A 19,386-nucleotide genomic window follows, 5' to 3' on the forward strand; every position below is an offset into this window, starting at 1 on the left:
GTGGACGTCGTGGACGTCCCGAGCGGCGAGGGCAGCACCGGCGAGCCGAGGCCCGAGGGCCCGCGGTCGACCAGGCGAGTTGCCTTCGTCGACAGCGGTCTCGGTCTCCTCGGCTATGCCGACGCGCTGCACACGCTGCGCCCGGACCTCGGGCTCGTCCTGGCGCTCGACCCCGACAACATGCCCTACGGGCCACGCACGCCCGACGAGGTGCAACGCCTCATCCTCGCCTCGGCCCGAGCCACTCTGCCCTACCGTCCCGACGCGATCGTCGTCGCCTGCAACACCGCCTCGGTGCACGGCCTCGACGCGTTGCGGGCCGAGCTCGAGCCCGGCGTGCCCGTCGTCGGCACCGTGCCCGCCATCCGGCCCGCGGCCGCAGGCGGTGGCCCTGTCGCCGTCTGGGCGACGGCGGCCACGACGTCCAGCGACTACCTGCGTGGGCTGGTCGACGCCTTCGCCGTCGACGTCGAGACGTATGCGGTCGCAGCCCTCGGACTCGCCGAGGCCATCGAGTCCGGCGAGGACCAGGCCATCGACGACTGCATCGCGTATGCCGCGTCGCAGACCCCTCCCGGCGTGCGTGCCCTCGTGCTCGGCTGCACCCACTACGGGCTCGTCGTCGACCGGGTCGTCGCTGCCCTGGGTGCGGGTGTCACCGTGTTCGACTCACCGGTCGCGGTGGCCCGACAGACGCTGCGACGCATCGGTCTCGAGCCCGACCCGTCGGCGCCCGAGGCGGGCGTCGACGCGGTCCTGATGAGTGGCAGGCCCGGTTCGTTGCCCGCCTCGTGGGCAGCCTTCCCGGCAGGCCAGCGCCTCCTGGCCACCTCAGTCCACCCATGACGCGAGCCTTTCGGGGCACGCGGGGGGCGCGGGCCCGCCAGGGCCGTGAGCTCCCGTGGGTGAATACACTCTCGTCATGAGCACGATGCCTCCTGACCCTTTCGAGCCCGAGCCGCAGCCGCTGCGTCGAACGAGCACGGCCACGATCGAGCGTGAAGAGGTCCGCGAGGAGCTCCAGGAGCCAGGAGACCACGAGCGCTTCTCGCACTACGTGCGCAAGGAGAAGATCCTCGAGAGCGCGCTGTCGGGTGAGCCGGTCGTCGCGCTCTGCGGCAAGATCTGGGTGCCCAACCGCGACCCGCAGAAGTTCCCCGTGTGCCCCGTGTGCAAGGAGATCTACGACGGTCTGCGCGAGCCGCAGGACGGCGGCGGCGACAACAGCGGTGGCGGGGGTGGTGGCGCCGGGTCCTGACGGACGCTCGCGGCACCGAGCGCGTGACTTCCCTTTCCTGACGGGTTCTTTACCCGGCTGGGCGCCGCCCATGGTCTTCGCGTACCTACAGTCGCTGGGGTCGACGCCCGATCGGGGGTCGCGTGGATCGAGAAAGGTCACCCATGAAGCTTCGCTCCCTGCTGCTCGCGGCGCCGCTCGCGCTCGCCGCGGCCTCGCTCACGGCGCCGGCGCACGCCTCGCCCGTGCTCGACGGCAACGGCTCCGTCCCCTGCGTCGACCCGCACGAGGTGGGCGCCGTCGGTGCCCGTGGTGCGCACGGCACGGCCAAGGACCCGCACGAGCTGACCGACGCGCAGGTCCGCGCGCAGGAGGCCGCCCTCACGAGGGCGCTCGCGGCCAAGGGCCTGACGCGCGACTCGTCCGGCAAGGTCGTGAGGGACGGGGCAAAGGGCAAGCCGGGCACGGAGGCGTTCGCCCCGACGACGGTCAGGGTCTACTGGCACACGATCACGAACGGCACGCAGGGCGCGGTCAGCAGCAGCACGATCAACAGCCAGGTCAACGTCCTCAACAACGCCTACGCCGGCACCGGCCTCAGCTTCTCGCTCGCCGGTACCGACTCGACGAGCAACGCCTCCTGGTACACGGTCACCCCGGGCTCGTCGGCGGAGCGCACCATGAAGTCCACCTTGCGCAAGGGCACGATGGCCGACCTCAACCTCTACTCGGCCAACATCGGCCAGGGCCTGCTCGGCTGGGCGACCTTCCCGAAGAGCAGCTACGACGTCATGGACGGCGTCGTCGTCCTCACCGGCTCGCTGCCCGGCGGCAGCGCGGCGAACTACAACCAGGGCGACACCGCGACGCACGAGGTGGGCCACTGGGTCGGTCTCTACCACACCTTCCAGGGCGGCTGTAAGGGCAACGGCGACTACGTCAGCGACACCCCGGCCGAGGCCAGCCCGGCCTACCAGTGCCCGACGGGCCGCGACACGTGCACCAGCCCCGGCCTCGACCCCATCAAGAACTTCATGGACTACACCTACGACTCGTGCATGAACACCTTCACCGGGGGCCAGGTCACGCGCATGCAGGCCCAGTGGACGGCCTACCGCGCCGGCAGCTGACGCGGCATTGAGCCCGCACGCGCCTGACCGAGCCGCGAATCCCGCTCTGCGGCATACGAACTGAAGAGCCATACCAAACGAACGGGGGCCCCGCCAACTTGGCGGGGCCCCGGCATGTCGCCAGGGGTGACCGGCTACCGTGGGCGGCCTATGAGTTCAGGGGCCGCATTCCACCTCCCACCCGCCTTTCCGGAGCGGGCGGCCTGGGGTACCGCCAGCAAGCTGCGCGCGTGGCAGCAGGAGGCCCTCGACCTCTACCTGGCCAGGTCGCCGCGCGACTTCCTCGCCGTCGCGACGCCGGGCGCCGGCAAGACGACGTATGCGCTGCGTGTGGCCACCGAGCTGCTGGGCGCCGGTGTCGTGGAGCGCATCACGGTGGTCGCCCCGACCGAGCACCTCAAGACCCAGTGGGCCGACGCGGCCGCGCGGGTCGGCATCAGCCTGGACCCGAAGTTCAGCAACAGCGTCGGCCGGCACAGCGCGGACTACCACGGGGTGGCCGTGACGTACGCGCAGGTCGCGTCGCGTCCCACCCTCCACCGCGAGCTGACCACCTCACGCCCGACGCTGGTCATCCTCGACGAGATCCACCACGGCGGCGACAGCAAGAGCTGGGGTGACGGCATTCGCGAGGCGTTCGAGCCCGCCACCCGCCGCCTCAGTCTCACCGGTACGCCGTTCCGCTCGGACACCTCGCCGATCCCGTTCGTCACGTACGAGCTCGACAGGGAGGGCACGCTGGTCAGCTCGTCCGACTACACCTACGGCTATGCCGAGGCCCTGCGCGACAGCGTCGTGCGGCCCGTCCTCTTCATGGCCTACGGCGGCAGCATGCGGTGGCGCACCAAGGCCGGCGACGAGCTCGAGGCGCGCCTCGGCGAACCGATGACGAAGGACTTCGTGGCGCACGCGTGGCGCACCGCGCTCGACCCCAAGGGCGAGTGGATCCCGGCCGTGCTCGCCGCCGCCGACCGGCGCCTCACCGAGGTCCGCCGCCACGTCGAGGACGCGGGCGGGCTCGTCATCGCCTCCAACCAGACCCAGGCGAGGGCGTATGCCGCCATCCTGCGTCAGCTGACCGGCGAGGCTCCCACCGTGGTGCTCTCCGACGACCTCGGCGCGAGCAAGCGCATCGAGGACTTCGGCGCCAGCGACGAGCGGTGGATGGTCGCCGTGCGCATGGTGTCCGAGGGGGTCGACGTGCCACGCCTCTGCGTCGGTGTCTACGCGACGTCCACCTCCACGCCACTGTTCTTCGCCCAGGCCGTCGGGCGGTTCGTGCGCGCCCGCAAGCGCGGCGAGACGGCCTCGGTATTCCTCCCGTCGGTGCCCGTCGTGCTCGACCATGCGTCGCGGCTCGAGGAGCAGCGCGACCACGCGCTCGACCGCAAGCCCAACCCTGACGACATCGGTCAGGTGTGGGCGGAGGAGCAGGCCCTCATCGACGAGGCCAACCGCGACGCCAAGGCTGGGGCGGGGCTCGACGAGGGGGCGTTCGAGGCGCTCGAGTCCGACGCGCACTTCGACCACGTCCTCTTCGACAAGCAGCAGTGGGGCATGCACGCCCAGATCGGTTCGGAGGACGAGGAGGAGTACCTCGGCCTGCCCGGTCTGCTCGAGCCCGACCAGGTGTCGGCGCTCCTGCGCGAGCGGCAGAGCCGCCAGGTCAGGAAGGCGCCCCAGGGCGCCGAGGCGCCGGTGCCGGTCGCGGCCCACCGCGCCCTCGCCGCGCAGCGCAAGGAGCTCAACAAGCTCGTCGCGACCTACGCGCGGCAGAAGGGCCTGCCGCACGCCAACGTCCACATGGACCTGCGCCGCGCCTGCGGCGGGCCCGACCTCGCAGCCGCGTCGTCCGACCAGGTCTCCGACCGCATCGACAAGATCCGGCTCTGGCTCGTCGGTCGTCGCTGACGGTTCACGATCCCGCCCCTCTCTGGCCCCATTCGGGCGGAGATGTCGGGTTAAGGTCATGCCTTGCGCCTCGGGGGCGAGCCGCGCACCTGTGAACGGGACTGCTCCGATCGAGCACCTGACAGACGAAGGACGACATGAGCACTGACTCCACCCCAGACCTCCTCGGCTCCGCCGCGACCCGGCGCCAGCTGCTGGCCCTCGCCGCCGTCGGCGGTGCCGGCCTCGCCTCCGTCGCCTCCGCTGCGTCGGCCGACGCCGCCCCGGCCGCCACCGGTCCCGGCAGCAACGGTGAGGTGGTTCGCCTGACCGTGCTCGGCACGACCGACCTGCACGGCAACGTCTTCAACTGGGACTACTTCAAGAACGCCGAGTTCACCGACTCCGGCAACAACGACATCGGCGTGGCCAAGGCGAGCTCGATCATCAAGGCCCGCCGCGCGGAGGTGGGCGCGGCGACGACGATCACCCTCGACGCAGGCGACACGATCCAGGGCACGCCGCTCGCGTACTACTACGCCAGGATCGACCCGATCACGGGCGGCTCGACCCACCCGATGGCGGCAGCCATGAACGAGGTCGGCTACGACGCGGCCGCCCTCGGCAACCACGAGTTCAACTACGGCCTCGACACCTTGCGCGCGTTCGAGAAGCAGTGCACCTTCCCCCTCCTGTCGGCCAACTCCGTCGACTGGAACACCGGGGCTCCGGTCTTCAAGCCATGGGTCATCCGGACCGTGAAGCTGCCGGACACGAAGGCGATCAAGGTCGGCATCCTCGGCCTCGTCACGCCGGGCGTCGCGATCTGGGACAAGGCCAACGTCGAGGGCCAGGTGAGGTTCCCGGGCATCGTCGAGCAGGCGAAGGTCATGGTGCCGCGCCTCAAGGCAGCGGGGGCCGACGTCGTCATCGTCTCGTGCCACTCGGGCACCAACGGCCAGTCGTCGTGGGGCGACGCACTGCCCTACGTCGAGAACGCGAGCGCCATCCTCGCCGAGGAGGTCCCCGGCATCGACGCGATCCTGGTCGGCCACGCCCACGTGGAGGCCGCCGAGCGCCGGGTCACCAACAAGGTCACCGGCCAGCAGGTGCTCCTGTCCGAGCCGCTGTTCTGGGGCAAGCGCGTCACGGAGATGTCGCTCGACGTGCAGAAGGTCCGTGGCGAGTGGAAGGTCGTGGCGTCCTCGGCCCTGCTCTACAACTCGAACGTCGCGCCAGAGGACCCGGCGGTCGTCGCGGCGGTGAAGGCCGCGCACGAGAAGGTGCTCGGCTACGTCAACGGCGTCGTCGGGACGTGCACCCAGGCGATGTCGGCGGCGACGTCACGCTACGAGGACACCCCGGCGATGGACTTCGTCAACCACGTCCAGGCGGGTGCCGTCAAGGCCGCCCTCGCCGGCACGCCCGAGGCAACCCTGCCGGTCCTGTCGATCGCCGCGCCGTTCAACGCGCTTGCCGCGATCCCGAAGGGCGACGTGACGATCCGCGACGTCGCGGGGCTCTACATCTACGACAACACGCTGCTCGGCATCCTCCTGACGGGTGCGCAGGTCAAGGACTACCTCGAGAAGAGCGCGAGCTACTTCAGGCAGGTGAGCGGTACGGGGCCGTTCGCAGCCGCCGACGTCACCAACGCCAACGGGACGCCCGACTACAACTACGACATCATGGGCGGACTCGACGCCGACCTGACCTACGACATCGACATCGCCAAGCCGGTGGGCTCACGCGTCGTGGGGCTGTCGTACGCCGGGTCGCCGGTCGCGCCGGACGCCCGGTTCGTCATCGCCATCAACAACTACCGCCAGTCGGGTGGGGGCGGCTTCCCACACGTGACCTCGGCGCCGGTCGTCTACAACCGGCAGATCGAGATCCGCCAGATGCTCATCGACTGGGCGACGGCCAACACGGTCATCGACCCGGCGACCTTCTCGAGCCTCGACTGGAAGCTCGTCAGCAACGGCAGCCCGGTCACCGTCACGGGCTGACGGGCCGGCACCGCTTCCGCAGGATCGGCCGCCGACGCCGTCAGGCTGCGGCGTCGGCGAGGACGTTATGCAGGCGGCGGAGGCACTCGTCGACGAACGCCGGGTAGGTGTCCCAGTAGTAGGGGACGCCGCTGACCCCGACGGCGAGCGCCCAGGCCCGGGCGCGTCGCCAGGTGAGGTCCTCGAGGCCCAGCCGTTCGCGGTAGGCGTCGCGGGCGGGCGCAGGCAGGTCCCACTGGGGCGCGTGCTCGGCGTCCGGGTGCCCGATCGAGAGGCCGCCGAAGTCGATGACCGCGGCGAGTCGCCCGTCGCGGACCAGCAGGTTCGTCGGCTTGAGGTCGCTGTGCAGCCACACGTGCTCCGAGGCGGGTGCGGGCAGCCCGACCGCGTCCCGCCACAGCGCCTCGAGCCGGTCCACGTCGAGCGCCAGACCCTCGTGCTCGACGAGGAGGCGGCAGCCGGCCAGCGACCCGCGCACGAAGCCGTCGATGTCGGCCGGCGCGCCGCCGCGGTACGAGCTGAGGTCGCCGGCGCGTCGCGCGCCCATGAGGTCGACCGACTGGAGGGCCGCGACGAAGCCCGCGAGGTCGCGGCCCAGCGCGGCCCAGTCCTCGACCGTGTCCTCCCGGATCTCGTCACCCTCGATCCACCGGTAGACCGACCACGCGAGCGGGTAGCCAGGGCCTGGCCGCCCCTCGTGCACCGGCTCGGGCACGGCGACCGGTAGGTCGGGTGCGAGCCGGGGCAACCAGCGCTGCTCCTTCGCCACCGCCCCCGCGGTCCCCGGAGTGCGCGGGAGACGGAGGAGCAGGTCGTCGCCGAGCCGGTACAGGCTGTTGTCCGTGCCCGCCCCGGCCGGCGCCAGCGGGAGCTCCGCCCACTCGGGACGCTGCTCGCGCAGGAGGCCTCGGATGACGTGCTCGCCCAGGGCCACCTCGTGGTCGTGCAGGCTGGAAGTCACGTCACGAACCCTTCAGCAGACCCGCGCCCGACGCCAGTGGATATCGAGCAGCCCGGACCTCTTCACCCCGCGCCCCCGCTGGCACCGCGCAGGAGCGTCCAGCCGGTTGGGAGGACGACGGGACGCTCCTGGGCGAGCCGACCGACGGGTGGGGCGTCGGCGCAGGGGCGTACCCGCCGGGACAGGGGAGCACCGACGGGTACGCCCCTCCATCTTCCCGGATCGGGGCCGTCGCGTCCCCCCTTTCGGCGTGAACGCGTCATGATTCGGCACCTCGATCGTCTATCACGTGACGGCACGAGACCTCAGTGCCGTCTGGGGCCTCGGGTTGCTCGTGGAGGGGTGCCCGAGGCCCCGCCGTCGTGGCCTCAGTCCCCGACGAGCACCTGGTGCCCCCAGGCCGGGAGCGCGTACTCCTGGCCCTGGGCGAGCTCGACCGGCTCGCCGGTGAAGGCGTCTCGCCACGACCCCTGCTGGGGTCCGTCGCCGAGGGTCACGGTGCGGTTCTCGGGCGAGAGGTTGAACGCCGCGAAGACGCGGTCGTCGCGGACCGCGCGCACGAAGGCGAGGACCGCCTCCTCTGCCGAGTTCGGCACCCGCACCATCCGACCGCCGGCGGCGCCGTTCCACAGGGCGGGGTGCTGCTTCTTCAGGGCCAGCAGGCGGCGGTACAGCTCACCCTGCTCGTCCTCGCGCCACTCGATCTCGTCCTTGTCGAAGAAGACGAGGCGGCGGTCCTGGCCCGCCTCCTGCCCGTTGTAGATGAGGGGCATGCCCTCACTGACGACGGACAGCACGATGGCCGGCACGAGGGCGTGACCGAACTGCTCGTACTCGGTGCCCTCCCACGCGTTCTTGTCGTGGTTGCTGACGAACAGCATGCGGTACGCGTCGCGCTGGTAGAAGCGGTCGTTCCAGGCGTAGTAGACCTTGAGCGCCTCGACGTCGGCCCTGCCCTGCGCGATCTTGTGCAGCGCCTCGTTCCAGCTCCACCCGTACGTCGTGTCGAAGGCCCGCACGTGCAGGTCGCGCGACTCCCACTCGGCGAGCATGAAGACCGGCTTGATCTCGTCGAGCTCCCGGCGGACGTTGTCCCAGAAGTCGACGGGCACGAATCCGGCTACGTCACAACGAAACCCGTCCACATCCGCCTCTCGGACCCAGTACTTCATGGCGTCGGTCATGTACTCCCGAAGTCCCGGCTTCGAGTAGTCGAGGTCGATGATGTCGTCCCAGTCCCACCACGGGGTCGGGCGGAAGTCGCCCTTCCAGTCGCGGGCGTACCACTCCGGATGCTCCTCGACGAGGCGGTTGTCCCACGCCGTGTGGTTCGCGACCCAGTCGAGGATCACGTGCAGGCCGAGGTCGTGCGCCGTCGCCACGAAGTGGCGAAGGTCCTCGAGCGTCCCGAACTCGGGGTTGACCGCGTAGTAGTCCTTGACGGCATACGGGCTTCCGAGGCGGCCCTTGCGGTTGCGCTCGCCGATCGGGTGCACGGGCATCAGCCACACGATGTCGATGCCGAGGTCACGCAGTCGGGGCAGGTGCGCCTCGGCAGCCCGGAAGGTGCCCTCGGCCGTGAAGTGGCGCTGGTTGACCTGGTAGATCGCCGCGCTGCGGCTCCACTCCGGGTGGGTCACCTCGATCTCGGGCCTCGGCAGGTAGGGGCTGGTGGTCACGGGCGTCTCCTGGTCAGGGTCGAGGGCAGGGATGGCGGGATGGGGTCGGCGCAGCCGGGTCGAGCGTGTCAACGTCAGGAGGAGGCGTCGAGCAGGTGCTCGACGAGCGGGATGGTGCGGTGGTCGAGCCGCGTGGCGAGGGAGATGACGGTGGAGGCCCGCGTCACGTGGGCGTCGTCGACGACCTGGTCGATGACGCGCTGGAGGTCGGCGTTGTCGCGCCCGACGATCCGGATGAGCACGTCACCCGAACCGGTGATCGTGTGCGCCTCGAGCACCTCCGGGATCGCCGCCAGGTGGTCCACGACGGGGGAGTGTCCCCCGCGGCCCTGCCGGATCTCGAGCGTGCAGAACGCCGTCACCGGGTAGCCGAGCGCGGCCGGGTCGACGTCCGGAGCCATCGACCGGAGCACGCCCGTGCGCTGGAGCCGGTCGAGCCTGGCCTGCACGGTGCCGCGTGCCACCCCCAGGCGACGAGACGCACCTAGCACGCCGACGCCGGGCTCGGACAGCAGCAGGAGCAGGATGCGGCAGTCGAGAGCATCGACGGGCGCGCGGGTGGCCGGAGCGACTGACGAGGTCATGGGCAAAGTGTCCAGTACGAAACGGCATACGGCCAGCACTTTGTGCATGCTGCTCAACCAAGGGAGGCCCTGTTGCACACCCCGGTCGCGTGCTTCACCCTCACTTCCATGACTGACACGATGCCGTCTCAGACCCCCGACCTCACCGACCAGGAGCGCGAGGCCAACCTGGACCTGGAGCAGCTCAAGCAGCTCGTGGGTCTCGTCGAGTACGACGAGGAGACCGATGTCTTCCCCGTCACCGGATGGGACGCGATCGTCTTCGTAGCCGGCAACGCCACGCAGACCGCGCACTACTACCAGAGCGCGTGGGGGATGGAGCTCGTCGCCTACTCGGGCCCGGAGAACGGCAACCGCGACCACAAGTCGTTCGTGCTCAGGAGCGGCTCGATCCGCTTCGTGGTCAAGGGCGCTGTCGACCCTGACAGCCCGCTCGCCGACCACCACCGCCGCCACGGCGACGGGGTCGTCGACATCGCCCTGGAGGTGCCCGACGTCGACCGGTGCATCGCGCAGGCGCGGTCCGCGGGCGCGACCGTGCTGGAGGAGCCGGCCGACCACACCGACGAGCACGGCACCGTGCGCACCGCCGCGATCGCGACGTACGGCGAGACCCGCCACACGCTCGTCCAGCGCACCGTCGGCGGCCAGCCGTACGCCGGTCCGTACCTCCCCGGCTACGTGGCCACCGCGTCCACGTGGGTCAGGCGCGACGGCCAGCCGAAGCGGCTCTTCCAGGCGCTCGACCACATCGTCGGCAACGTCGAGCTCGGACACATGGACGAGTGGGTCGCCTTCTACAACCGCGTCATGGGCTTCGTGAACATGGCCGAGTTCATCGGCGACGACATCGCCACCGACTACTCCGCCCTCATGAGCAAGGTCGTCGCCAACGGCAACCACCGCGTGAAGTTCCCACTCAACGAGCCGGCGATCGCGAAGCGGAAGAGCCAGATCGACGAGTACCTCGAGTTCTACCGCGGCGCCGGCGCCCAGCACCTGGCCGTCGCGACCAACGACATCCTCGCGTCGGTGGATGCCTTGCGCGCCAACGGAGTCGAGTTCCTCGAGACCCCCGACAGCTACTACGAGGATCCCGAGCTGCGCGAGCGCATCGGCAACGTCCGAGTGCCGATCGACGAGCTGCAGAAGCGCAAGATCCTCGTCGACCGCGACGAGGACGGCTACCTGCTGCAGATCTTCACCAAGCCGCTCGGCGACCGCCCGACCGTCTTCTTCGAGCTCATCGAACGGCACGGTTCCCTCGGCTTCGGCAAGGGCAACTTCAAGGCGCTCTTCGAGGCCATCGAGCGCGAGCAGGACAAGCGGGGCAACCTCTGACCGCGTGAGCCGCCACGCCTCGGCGGAAGAGGCGCCGCCGCATGGCAGAGTTGGGGCATGAGCCAGCAGCCCTCCGGGTGGTACGACGACCCGAGCAACCCCGACATGCTCCGCTACTGGGACGGCGTGACGTGGACCAACCACACCGCGCCGCGGAAGTCGCCGACTGCCTCGCAGAGCACGATCGGACTGCCGCAGCAGAGCCAGCCGGGTTCGGTGCCGCCCGACCGCACGGGGGCCGGCGCCCCGACGCCGACGACCCCGATGCCGCAGGGCAGCGGGTGGCAGAGCCAGTCGCAGGCTCCGCAGCAGTACTACCAGCAGGCACCACCCAGCGCCCAGTGGATGCACAACATCCGCGTGACGGCCGACGGGGTGCCGCTCGCCAGCTGGGGCAAGCGGTTCGGGGCCTGGCTCCTGGACGGCATCATCCTCGCTGTCGTCGGCGGTATCCTCGGCTGGATGGCCACCCCGCGCCTCGGCGAGCTCTTCGACGAGATGATGACCGCCGGCCAGGCTGCCGACCAAGCCCGCCTCGTGGAGCTCCAGAACGAGATGACCGGTCCGGCCGTCCAGTTCTCCATCGTCCTGTGGCTCGTCACGTCCGCCTACTGCCTCATCTTCTGGACCACGACCGGTCAGACGCCGGGCAAGATGGCACTCGGGATCAGCGTGCGCCGCGCCGACCAGCCGGGCCCGCTGCCGCTCGGCACGGCCGTGCTGCGCCGGCTCGTACCGCTCGCGAGCCAGGTCGTGCCGTTCCTGTCGCTGCTCGACGGCCTGTGGCCGCTGTGGGACGACAAGCGTCAGGCCCTGCACGACAAGGTGGCGAGGACGCAGGTCGTCGAGGGCAAGCAGCCACGCCGACAGGGCTGAGCCACAACGCCCCTCGGGGATGCCGGGTCGGTCGTCGCGGACGACCGGCCCGGCTTCGTCGTCCCTCGGTGGCGGTCAGCCACGGGCAGAAGTCGGTTGCGCCACTGTCAGGGGTCGGCGCCAGAATGGAGGCTGCCCGGGCAGTCCCGCGGCCGCGGCTACGACGCCGTCCCCACCTCTGAAGAAACTCGGAGTCCACCTTGTCTGCTACAGCAGCACCACCTGTCGGTTCGGGGCATCCCGACAAGCTCGACGGCGCCGTCCTCAAGGTCGCCGGAGTCATCGTCCTCGGCGCCATCATGTCGATCCTCGACATCACGGTCGTCAACATCGCGCTGACGAAGTTCCAGACCGTGTTCGCGAGCAACCCGTCCGAGCCGCTCGCCTACTCGACGGTCGCCTGGACGGTCACCGCGTACACCCTCGCGCTCGCCACCGTCATCCCATTGACGGGCTGGGCGGCCGACCGTTTCGGCACCAAGCGGCTCTACATCCTCGCCGTCATTCTCTTCACAGCCGGTTCGGCGCTGTGCGCCACGGCCGGTTCCATCGAGGTGCTCATCGCCTACCGCGTGCTCCAGGGCCTCGGCGGCGGCATGCTCATGCCGCTCGGCATGACGATCATGACCCGTGCCGCAGGGCCCGAGCGCATGGGCCGCCTCATGGCGGTGCTCGGTATCCCCATGCTCCTCGGGCCGATCTTCGGCCCGATCCTGGGTGGCTGGCTGATCGACAACTACACGTGGCACTGGATCTTCCTCATCAACGTGCCGATCGGAGCCGTCGCCGTCGGCTACGCCTTCTGGGCACTGCCGAGCGACCGCCCGGAGCCGTCCGAGTCCTTCGACGTCGTCGGCATGCTGCTCATGTCGCCGGGCCTGGCGCTGTTCCTCTACGGCGTCAGCTCCATCCCGGGCGAGCGCACGGTCGGCTCCACCAAGGTGCTCGTGCCTGGGTTCGTCGGGCTCGCGATGATCGCCGTCTTCGTCGTCTACAGCTTCAAGCCGAAGCACCCCCTGCTCGACCTGCGGCTCTTCTCGAACCGTCGCCTGACGGTCGCGATCATCACGATGTTCCTCTTCGCCGCGGCGTTCTTCGGCGGGCTGCTGCTCGTGCCGCAGTACCTCCAGCAGGTGCGGGCCGAGACCCCGCTCCACGCGGCATACCTCATGGTCCCGCAGGGCGTCGGCGCGATGCTGACGATGCCGATCGCGGGCGCGCTCGCCGACCGGATACCCGTCGGGCGCATCGTGCCCTTCGGCCTCGCGGCCATCGTCGTCGGCATGTTCATGCTGACCAACGTCGGGCCCGACACGTCCTACTGGGGCTACCTCATCCCGGTGCTGTTCCTCATGGGCCTCGGCATGGGCGGCACGATGATGCCGATCATGACCTCGGCCCTCAAGACGTTGACCCACCACCAGGTCGCACGGGGCTCGACCTTGCTCAACATCACGCAGCAGATCGCCAGCAGCATCGGTGTCGCCGTCATCTCCGTGGTCTTCACGAACTACCTCAACGGCACACAGCGCGCGGGGGCGGTGCTCGCGGCCCAGTTCGACCCGACCATCAAGGAGAAGCTGGGCGAGCAAGGGCTGACGGCAGCCGTCGCCGAGCTCGCCGACGTCTACGGCAAGACGTTCCTCGTCGCGGCGATCCTGTGCGCCGCGACCCTCGCCGCGGCGTGGTTCCTGCCGCGACGCCACGAGGAGTCGCGACTGCTCGAGGACGACCAGGCCGCAGCACCCGTCGTGACGCACTGACGACGGCGCCGCCACGAGCGGCCCGGGCGCGATCGCCGGACCACCTGCCGACGCGGGTCAGTGGCCACCCACGCCAGTGGCCACCCACGCCAGTGGCCACCCACGCCAGTGCCCACCCACGCCAGTGCCCACCCGGTCCACGCCGGGTGGGCACTGGTGTGTCAGGGCCGCGCTAGCGGTTCGTGGCGGTCGGCGCGACGTCGGTGGGCGGGGTCGGCGTCGGGCGTGGCTCGAGCGCGTCCAGGTCACGCTCGGCGAAGAGGCGGTGGTGCCACTCCTCGTTGAGCACGACGAGGAGGCACTCCCGCACCGGGAACGACTCCCCGGGCGGCGGCCAGCCCGGTGCGTCCACGGGCGCGGTGAGCCGGTCCAGCTCGTCGGACGTGAGCTCGTCCACCACCTGCCTGACGGTCGCCATCCGGTCGTGCCGCAGCTCGAGCGCCTCGGCGAGAGTCGGTCGCACCGTGCGGTCCCGTGGGACTTCCGGAGTGTCCTGCATGCCGTCCCACGGCAGGTCCAGGGGATGCCAGGGCGCGGGGTCGCCGAGGACACCGCGCCTGACCCAGGCGTCCGTGGCGAAGGCGAGGTGGCGCAGCGTCTCGATGAACGACCACTCGCCGCCGACCGACTCGTGGAGCAGCTCCGGGTCGAGCCGGCGGGCGTGCTCGACGGTGCCGGCCCAGAGCCGCTCGACGAGGTCCCAGGCCGCTCGGAAGCCGTCGGGATCGGTGGGGCGCATCCTCGGCCGGTCCGGATCGCGCCGGTCGAGCTCGGCCTCGACGAGGGGCGCCACGTCGACCCCGTTGATCCGCACGTTGAGCAGCTCGCCGGAGATCTCGACATCCTCGAGCTCGACGCCGCGCATCGTGACGTGGCGCATCGACGCGTCCCGGAACCGGGTGTGGGCGAGGTCGGCCGAGGAGAACTCCGACCCCGTGAGGTCGACGCGGTGGAAGCGCGAGTTGCGCAGGTCCTGGCCCGAGAAGTCGCTCATGCCGCCGAGGCTAGTCGCGGTCCCGGACGTTCGACGCCCGGAAGGGCCGCGAGGTCGACGGCGTTCAGCGGGCCGGTCAGCGTGCCGGTCAGCGTGCCGGGCGAATGGTGCCGGTGCACTCACCGAGCCCGACTCGCGCCCCGTCGGGCCCGGGCGCCCAGGCCGTCATCGTGACCGTGTCGCCGTCCTCGAGGAACCCGCGCGTCGTGCCGTCGTCGAGCGTGAGCGGCTCGGCGCCGTTCCACGTCAGCTCGAGCAGGGACCCCCGCGTCTCCCGGCTGGGACCGCTGATGGTGCCGGAGCCGAAGAGGTCGCCGTCGCGGATCGAGGCGCCGTTGACGGTCAGGTGGGCCAGCATCTGCGCGGGGGACCAGTACATGCCCGCGTGTTCCGGGCGCGAGACCAGTGAGCCGTTGAGGCGGACCTCGACGTGCACGTCGAGGCCGAACGCGTCGCCGGTGAGGTAGGGCAGGACCCGTGGGTCCGACTGTCCGGGAAGGGGGACGCGGGCAGTCTGGAGGGCGTCGAGGGGCGTGACCCAGGCCGAGATCGAGGTGGAGAAGGACTTGCCGAGGAAGGGGCCGAGCGGCACGTACTCCCAGGCCTGGAGGTCTCGGGCGCTCCAGTCGTTGAGCAGGACGACGCCGAAGAGGTGGTCGGCGGCCTCGTCGACCGACACCCGTGAGCCGATCGCGGTCGACCCGCCCACGACGTAGCCGAGCTCGGCCTCGATGTCGAGGCGGATGCTCGGGCCGAAGACCGGCGCCGGGTCCTTGGGGCCCTTGCGCTGGCCTGTCGGACGCACGACGTCGGTGCCCGACACGACGACGGTTCCGGACCGGCCGTGGTAGCCGATGGGCAGGTGCTTCCAGTTCGGGGGGAGGGCGGCGTTGTCGGGGCGGAAGATCTGCCCGACGTTGCTCGCGTGGTCCTCGCTGGCGTAGAAGTCGACGTAGTCGCCGATCTCGACCGGAAGGTGCAGCACGACGTCGTCGAGGTCGTGCAGGTGCGGCTCGATCCCGGAGCGGAGGGACTCGTCCGACAGGGCCGTGGTGACCCAGGCCCGGGCGTTCGTCCATCCCGGGCGGCCAAGGGCCAGAAGGGAGTTCAGGGTGGGCGAGCGGAACGCTTCCGTGACGGCGGGGGAGTCGCCGGTGCCCCCGCACGCCTCGGCGGCGGCGCCGAGGTCGAGCACCCGGTCACCGATGCGGACACCGAGTCGATGTCGGCCGGGCCCGTCGGCCGTGCTGAAGACGCCGTAGGGGAGGTTGGCGATGCCGAACGGGTGGTCGGCGGGGAGGTCGAGCCACGTGCTCCGGGTCGTCACTGCTGGCGCTCCTTCGTCGGGATGAGGCCGAGGGCCTCGAGCTCGGTCAGGGGGTCGAGGACGCCGCAGCAGCCGTAGGCGGTGAAGCTCTCGCGGACGCGTTCGGCGTCGAGGGTGCCGAGGCCCGACACCGCCGTGACGAGCACCTCGGCGTCCTCGCGGGCCAGCTCGCCTGCGAGGTCGTTCGCCTCGGCGCCGTGAACGGCTTCGTGGGTGGCGAGGAGGACGTTGAGCAGACCGTGCATCGGCTCGCCGTCGTAGCTTCCGCGCACCGCGTGGTGCAGTCCGCCGGTCAGCTTGAAGGGCAGCGCCCGCAGGACGACGGCGTCGAGGAACCCCGCAAGCACGCGCTCGTCGGGCCAGTGCCACGTCGGCGTCGCGCCGGTGCGGAACTTGGCCGTGACGTCATGGTCGTCGTCGACGGCCGCCGCGAGGTCGTCGAGGGCGCGCTCCTGGTCCTCACGGAGCCCGACCTCCACCACGACGGGAACCTCGGCCGCGAGGAGCTGCCGCCACTCGTCGGACCAGCCGAGCTCGCCGGCCGTCACGAGCACGCGGGTGTCGTCCCGGAGCGTCTCGAGGGCCTCGAGCAGCGGCTGCACCGGGCTGCCGGGACGCACCACGAGGCCGACCTCGAGCGGGGCGCCTTCGGTGCGCTCGTCCGCCGCGGCGAGCTCGGCAAGCTCAGCCGCGCTGGTCGCCGGCACGAGGAGGGGGCCGATGTGGGCGGCATACGGCCCGGTGCGGCGGTCGAGGTGGTCGCGCACGGCGGCCTCGAGGGGCGCCTGGCCGGGTGGGAAGACCGCGGCGTCGTCGACGAGGCGGTCGAAGAGCGGCGCGAACGGCGTCCTTGACATGACCGGGAGCGTACTCCACTGTTGCAATAGTGATACATCAGCGTCCGTTTATCGGACGCATCCGAAGGAGAGGCACTCGCCCATGGCGCACTACCAGGCCGTCGGGAGCATCCCGCCCAAGCGGCACACCCAGCACCGCCGACCCGGCAAGGGCCCGACGCCCGGCGAGCTCTACTACGAGGAGCTCATGGGTGAGGAGGGCTTCTCCTCCGACAGCTCACTGCTCTACCACCGCAACATCCCGTCGACCACGATCGGCGCCGCGGTGTGGGACCTGCCCGACCTGTCGACGACGCCCAACCACCCGCTGACCCCGCGCCACCTGAAGCTCCACGACCTGTTCGACCCCAAGGCGATCCGCGGCACCGACGTCGTCACCGGACGTCGTCTCGTGCTGGGCAACGGCGACGTGCGCATCTCGTATGCCGTTGCCGCACAGGTGAGCCCGTGGTACCGCAACGGCATCGGCGACGAGTGCGTGTACGTCGAGCGCGGTCGCGCCCGCGTCGAGACCGTCTTCGGCTCCTTCGAGGTGGCCGAGGGCGACTACGTCATCATCCCGCGCGCCACGACGCACCGCTGGATCCCCAAGCGCTCGACGAAGGACCCGCTTCGCGTCTACTGCATCGAGGCGAACAGCCACATCGCGCCGCCGAAGCGCTACCTCTCCAAGTACGGCCAGCTCCTCGAGCACGCGCCCTACTGTGAGCGCGACCTGCGCCAGCCCGCCGGACCCCTGCTCGCCGAGAACATCGGCGCGACGGCCGACGAGGAGACCGACGTCTACATCAAGCACCGCGGCAACGGCCCGGGTGGAATCGTGGGCACGATCCACACCCTCCCGTTCCACCCCCTCGACGTCGTCGGCTGGGACGGCTGCCTCTACCCGTACGTCTTCAACGTGCGGGACTTCGAGCCGATCACCGGTCGCATCCACCAGCCGCCGCCGGTTCACCAGGTCTTCGAGGGCTGGAACTTCGTCATCTGCAACTTCGTGCCGCGCAAGGTCGACTACCACCCGCTCGCCATCCCCGTGCCGTACTACCACTCGAACGTCGACAGCGACGAGATCATGTTCTACGTCGACGGCGACTACGAGGCCCGCAAGGGCTCCGGCATCGGGAAGGGGTCTGTCTCGGTGCACCCCGGCGGCCACGCCCACGGCCCGCAGCCGGGCGCGAGCGAGGGGTCGATCGGCGTCGAGCGCTTCGACGAGCTCGCCGTCATGGTCGACACGTTCCGCCCGCTCGAGCTCGGCGAGGGCGGTCGTGCCGTCGACGACGGGCTCTACGCGTCGTCGTGGTCCAAGGGGCTGGACCGGCCCGCTCCCGGTGGCGTCCACTCCGAGGGCTGACCCGGTGGCCGGCTCCGACGGCGCGCCGAGGGCCGAGACCTCGCAGACGCTCGACCGCGGCATCCGCGTGCTCGAGGTTCTCGCCGGCGGGGAGTCGGCGGGCCTCACGGTGACCGAGCTCGCCGCCGCCCTCGGCGTCGGGCGGCCCGTCGTGTACCGCCTCGTCACGACGCTCGAGGAGCACCGCCTCGTGTCACGGTCCGCTGACGGGCGCGTGCGCCTCGCGCTCGGCGTCAGCCGTCTCGCCTCGGCCGTGACGCCGATCGTGCGGAGCGAGGCTCGGCCGGTGCTGCGCGAGCTGGCCGACGCCGTGGGCGCCACCGCCCACCTGACGATCGCCGAGGGCGACGAGGCGCTCGCCCTCGTGGTCGTCGAGCCGTCGTGGACCGACTTCCACGTGGCCTACCGCTCGGGCGCCCGCCACCGGCTCGACCAGGGTGCGGCGGGCCGGGCCATCCTCGCGGGTCGCGCGGGCGAGCCCGGCCCCGTCGCGACGGACGGCGAGCTCCAGGCCGGCGCGCACGGGCTCGCCGTGCCGCTCGCCGTCGGAGCGGGGGCCACACCAGGTGGCGTGGAGGCGTCGGTCGGGGTGGTGTCCCTCGGGCCGCTCGACGCGCGCACTGTCGGTCCGCGACTCGAGCGCGCGGCCCGCGCCCTCCGAGCCGTCCTCCGCTGACCTCGGCCGCCGACGCCACCGAGCCGGTCGAGGTGCCGGCGCGCGGCCCGGCGCGACGGCATACCTCGGCCGCGGGCGGCCGGATCGTGGTCAGCCGGTCACGGTGGGTGCGCCACGGAGGCGGACGCCGACGTCCGCCAGCTGCGACAGGGCGGCATCGGTCGTCGTCCGGGCGACACCGGCCGTGAGGTCGAGCAGCACAGTCGTCTCGAACCCCTCGCGGTGTGCGTCGATCGCGGTCGCCCGCACGCAGTGGTCGGTCGCGATGCCGACGACGTCGACGTGCCGGACGCCCCGCTCCTTGAGCCAGGCCGCCAGCCCGGACCTCTCGTCGTCGTCGGACCTGCCCTCGAAGCCGCTGTAGGCCGCCGCGTGCTCGCCCTTGCGGAAGACCGCCTCGACGTGGCCGAGCGCCCCAGCCAGACGAGGGTGGAACTCGGCTCCCTCGCTGCCGGCCACGCAGTGGACGGGCCACGTGTCGACATAGTCCGGGTTCGTCGCGAAGTGGTCGCCCGGGTCGACGTGCCAGTCGGCCGTGGCGACGACGTGGTCGTAGTCCGCCGCGTGCCGGCTCACGTGCTCGCTGACCTCGCGCGCCACCTCGGCGCCACCGGCGACGGCGAGCGACCCGCCCTCGCAGAAGTCGTTCTGGACGTCGACGATGATCAACGCCCGGTGGGTGTCGGATGCCGTGGGCTCGGCCATGGC

General features: G+C 71.1%; 17 protein-coding genes. 10 read left to right on the forward strand and 7 right to left on the reverse strand.

Annotated elements, in window-relative coordinates; genetic code table 11:
• Positions 1-9: 9 nt before the first annotated feature.
• The 5 genes from H9I49_RS15920 (at position 10) to H9I49_RS15940 (ending at position 6,266) form a co-directional block, all read left to right on the forward strand.
• Positions 10-846 (forward strand): aspartate/glutamate racemase family protein, encoded by an 837-nt coding sequence (locus H9I49_RS15920; protein WP_188031379.1) that lies wholly within the window; start codon positions 10-12, stop codon positions 844-846.
• Positions 847-922: 76 nt separating this feature from the next.
• Positions 923-1,258, forward strand: a complete 336-nt coding sequence (locus H9I49_RS15925; RefSeq protein WP_188031380.1) for a DUF3039 domain-containing protein — start codon at positions 923-925, stop codon at positions 1,256-1,258.
• A gap of 143 nt (positions 1,259-1,401) precedes the next feature.
• Positions 1,402-2,367 (forward strand): zinc metalloprotease, encoded by a 966-nt coding sequence (locus tag H9I49_RS15930; RefSeq protein WP_188031381.1) that lies wholly within the window; start codon positions 1,402-1,404, stop codon positions 2,365-2,367.
• A 150-nt stretch (positions 2,368-2,517) separates the two neighbouring features.
• Entirely contained in the window at positions 2,518-4,278 is a 1,761-nt protein-coding gene (locus H9I49_RS15935; RefSeq protein WP_188031382.1) for a DEAD/DEAH box helicase, read from the forward strand.
• 137 nt (positions 4,279-4,415) lie between these two features.
• Positions 4,416-6,266 (forward strand): bifunctional UDP-sugar hydrolase/5'-nucleotidase, encoded by a 1,851-nt coding sequence (locus tag H9I49_RS15940; protein ID WP_188031383.1) that lies wholly within the window; start codon positions 4,416-4,418, stop codon positions 6,264-6,266.
• 40 nt (positions 6,267-6,306) lie between these two features.
• On the opposite strand, the gene H9I49_RS15945 is transcribed toward H9I49_RS15940, so the two are convergent.
• From H9I49_RS15945 to H9I49_RS15955, 3 genes are all read right to left on the reverse strand, one after another.
• Positions 6,307-7,227 (reverse strand): aminoglycoside phosphotransferase family protein, encoded by a 921-nt coding sequence (locus H9I49_RS15945; RefSeq protein WP_370587605.1) that lies wholly within the window; start codon positions 7,225-7,227, stop codon positions 6,307-6,309.
• 368 nt (positions 7,228-7,595) lie between these two features.
• Entirely contained in the window at positions 7,596-8,906 is a 1,311-nt protein-coding gene (locus H9I49_RS15950) for an alpha-amylase family glycosyl hydrolase (protein WP_188031384.1), read from the reverse strand.
• 74 nt (positions 8,907-8,980) lie between these two features.
• Positions 8,981-9,490 carry an Lrp/AsnC family transcriptional regulator gene (locus H9I49_RS15955; protein WP_188031385.1) on the reverse strand — a complete coding sequence of 170 codons (510 nt, stop codon included), beginning with the start codon at positions 9,488-9,490 and terminating at the stop codon, positions 8,981-8,983.
• A 108-nt stretch (positions 9,491-9,598) separates the two neighbouring features.
• On the opposite strand from H9I49_RS15955, the gene hppD reads away from it, so the two are divergent.
• From hppD to H9I49_RS15970, 3 genes are all read left to right on the forward strand, one after another.
• Entirely contained in the window at positions 9,599-10,831 is a 1,233-nt protein-coding gene (hppD, locus tag H9I49_RS15960; protein ID WP_188031386.1) for a 4-hydroxyphenylpyruvate dioxygenase, read from the forward strand.
• A gap of 57 nt (positions 10,832-10,888) precedes the next feature.
• Entirely contained in the window at positions 10,889-11,707 is an 819-nt protein-coding gene (locus H9I49_RS15965) for an RDD family protein (RefSeq protein WP_188031387.1), read from the forward strand.
• A gap of 200 nt (positions 11,708-11,907) precedes the next feature.
• Positions 11,908-13,470, forward strand: coding sequence for a DHA2 family efflux MFS transporter permease subunit (locus H9I49_RS15970; RefSeq protein ID WP_188031388.1), 1,563 nt, complete (start codon positions 11,908-11,910; stop codon positions 13,468-13,470).
• A 172-nt stretch (positions 13,471-13,642) separates the two neighbouring features.
• Here the strand turns inward: H9I49_RS15970 and H9I49_RS15975 are convergent, their stop codons facing one another.
• The 3 genes from H9I49_RS15975 to H9I49_RS15985 form a co-directional block, all read right to left on the reverse strand.
• Positions 13,643-14,464, reverse strand: a complete 822-nt coding sequence (locus tag H9I49_RS15975; RefSeq protein ID WP_188031389.1) for a DinB family protein — start codon at positions 14,462-14,464, stop codon at positions 13,643-13,645.
• 88 nt (positions 14,465-14,552) lie between these two features.
• Entirely contained in the window at positions 14,553-15,791 is a 1,239-nt protein-coding gene (fahA, locus tag H9I49_RS15980; protein ID WP_188031390.1) for a fumarylacetoacetase, read from the reverse strand.
• On the reverse strand, positions 15,788-16,648 hold the full coding sequence (locus tag H9I49_RS15985; RefSeq protein WP_188031391.1) for a hypothetical protein: 861 nt from the start codon (positions 16,646-16,648) through the stop codon (positions 15,788-15,790). Before H9I49_RS15985 ends, fahA begins: the two co-directional genes overlap by 4 nt.
• An 82-nt stretch (positions 16,649-16,730) precedes the next feature.
• Here H9I49_RS15985 and H9I49_RS15990 point away from each other — a divergent pair, with 82 nt between their 5' ends.
• Positions 16,731-18,002 (forward strand): homogentisate 1,2-dioxygenase, encoded by a 1,272-nt coding sequence (locus tag H9I49_RS15990; protein ID WP_188031392.1) that lies wholly within the window; start codon positions 16,731-16,733, stop codon positions 18,000-18,002.
• A 4-nt stretch (positions 18,003-18,006) separates the two neighbouring features.
• Positions 18,007-18,678, forward strand: a complete 672-nt coding sequence (locus H9I49_RS15995; protein WP_188031393.1) for a helix-turn-helix domain-containing protein — start codon at positions 18,007-18,009, stop codon at positions 18,676-18,678.
• 90 nt (positions 18,679-18,768) lie between these two features.
• On the opposite strand, the gene H9I49_RS16000 is transcribed toward H9I49_RS15995, so the two are convergent.
• On the reverse strand, positions 18,769-19,383 hold the full coding sequence (locus H9I49_RS16000; protein ID WP_188031394.1) for an isochorismatase family protein: 615 nt from the start codon (positions 19,381-19,383) through the stop codon (positions 18,769-18,771).
• Positions 19,384-19,386: the final 3 nt, after the last annotated feature.

The sequence above is a fragment of the Terrabacter sp. MAHUQ-38 genome (genome assembly GCF_014518425.1).
Classification (GTDB): Bacteria; Actinomycetota; Actinomycetes; order Actinomycetales; family Dermatophilaceae; genus Terrabacter.

Excerpts from the sequence above, each read along its gene's own strand:
- H9I49_RS15925 (WP_188031380.1), top strand. The coding sequence starts at position 923 with ATGAGCACGATGCCTCCTGACCCTTTCGAGCCCGAGCCGCAGCCGCTG.
- H9I49_RS15930 (WP_188031381.1), top strand. The coding sequence starts at position 1,402 with ATGAAGCTTCGCTCCCTGCTGCTCGCGGCGCCGCTCGCGCTCGCCGCG.
- H9I49_RS15935 (WP_188031382.1), top strand. The coding sequence starts at position 2,518 with ATGAGTTCAGGGGCCGCATTCCACCTCCCACCCGCCTTTCCGGAGCGG.
- H9I49_RS15940 (WP_188031383.1), top strand. The coding sequence starts at position 4,416 with ATGAGCACTGACTCCACCCCAGACCTCCTCGGCTCCGCCGCGACCCGG.
- H9I49_RS15955 (WP_188031385.1), bottom strand. The coding sequence starts at position 9,490 with ATGACCTCGTCAGTCGCTCCGGCCACCCGCGCGCCCGTCGATGCTCTC.
- hppD (WP_188031386.1), top strand. The coding sequence starts at position 9,599 with ATGACTGACACGATGCCGTCTCAGACCCCCGACCTCACCGACCAGGAG.
- H9I49_RS15965 (WP_188031387.1), top strand. The coding sequence starts at position 10,889 with ATGAGCCAGCAGCCCTCCGGGTGGTACGACGACCCGAGCAACCCCGAC.
- H9I49_RS15975 (WP_188031389.1), bottom strand. The coding sequence starts at position 14,464 with ATGAGCGACTTCTCGGGCCAGGACCTGCGCAACTCGCGCTTCCACCGC.
- H9I49_RS15985 (WP_188031391.1), bottom strand. The coding sequence starts at position 16,648 with ATGTCAAGGACGCCGTTCGCGCCGCTCTTCGACCGCCTCGTCGACGAC.
- H9I49_RS15990 (WP_188031392.1), top strand. The coding sequence starts at position 16,731 with ATGGCGCACTACCAGGCCGTCGGGAGCATCCCGCCCAAGCGGCACACC.
- H9I49_RS16000 (WP_188031394.1), bottom strand. The coding sequence starts at position 19,383 with ATGGCCGAGCCCACGGCATCCGACACCCACCGGGCGTTGATCATCGTC.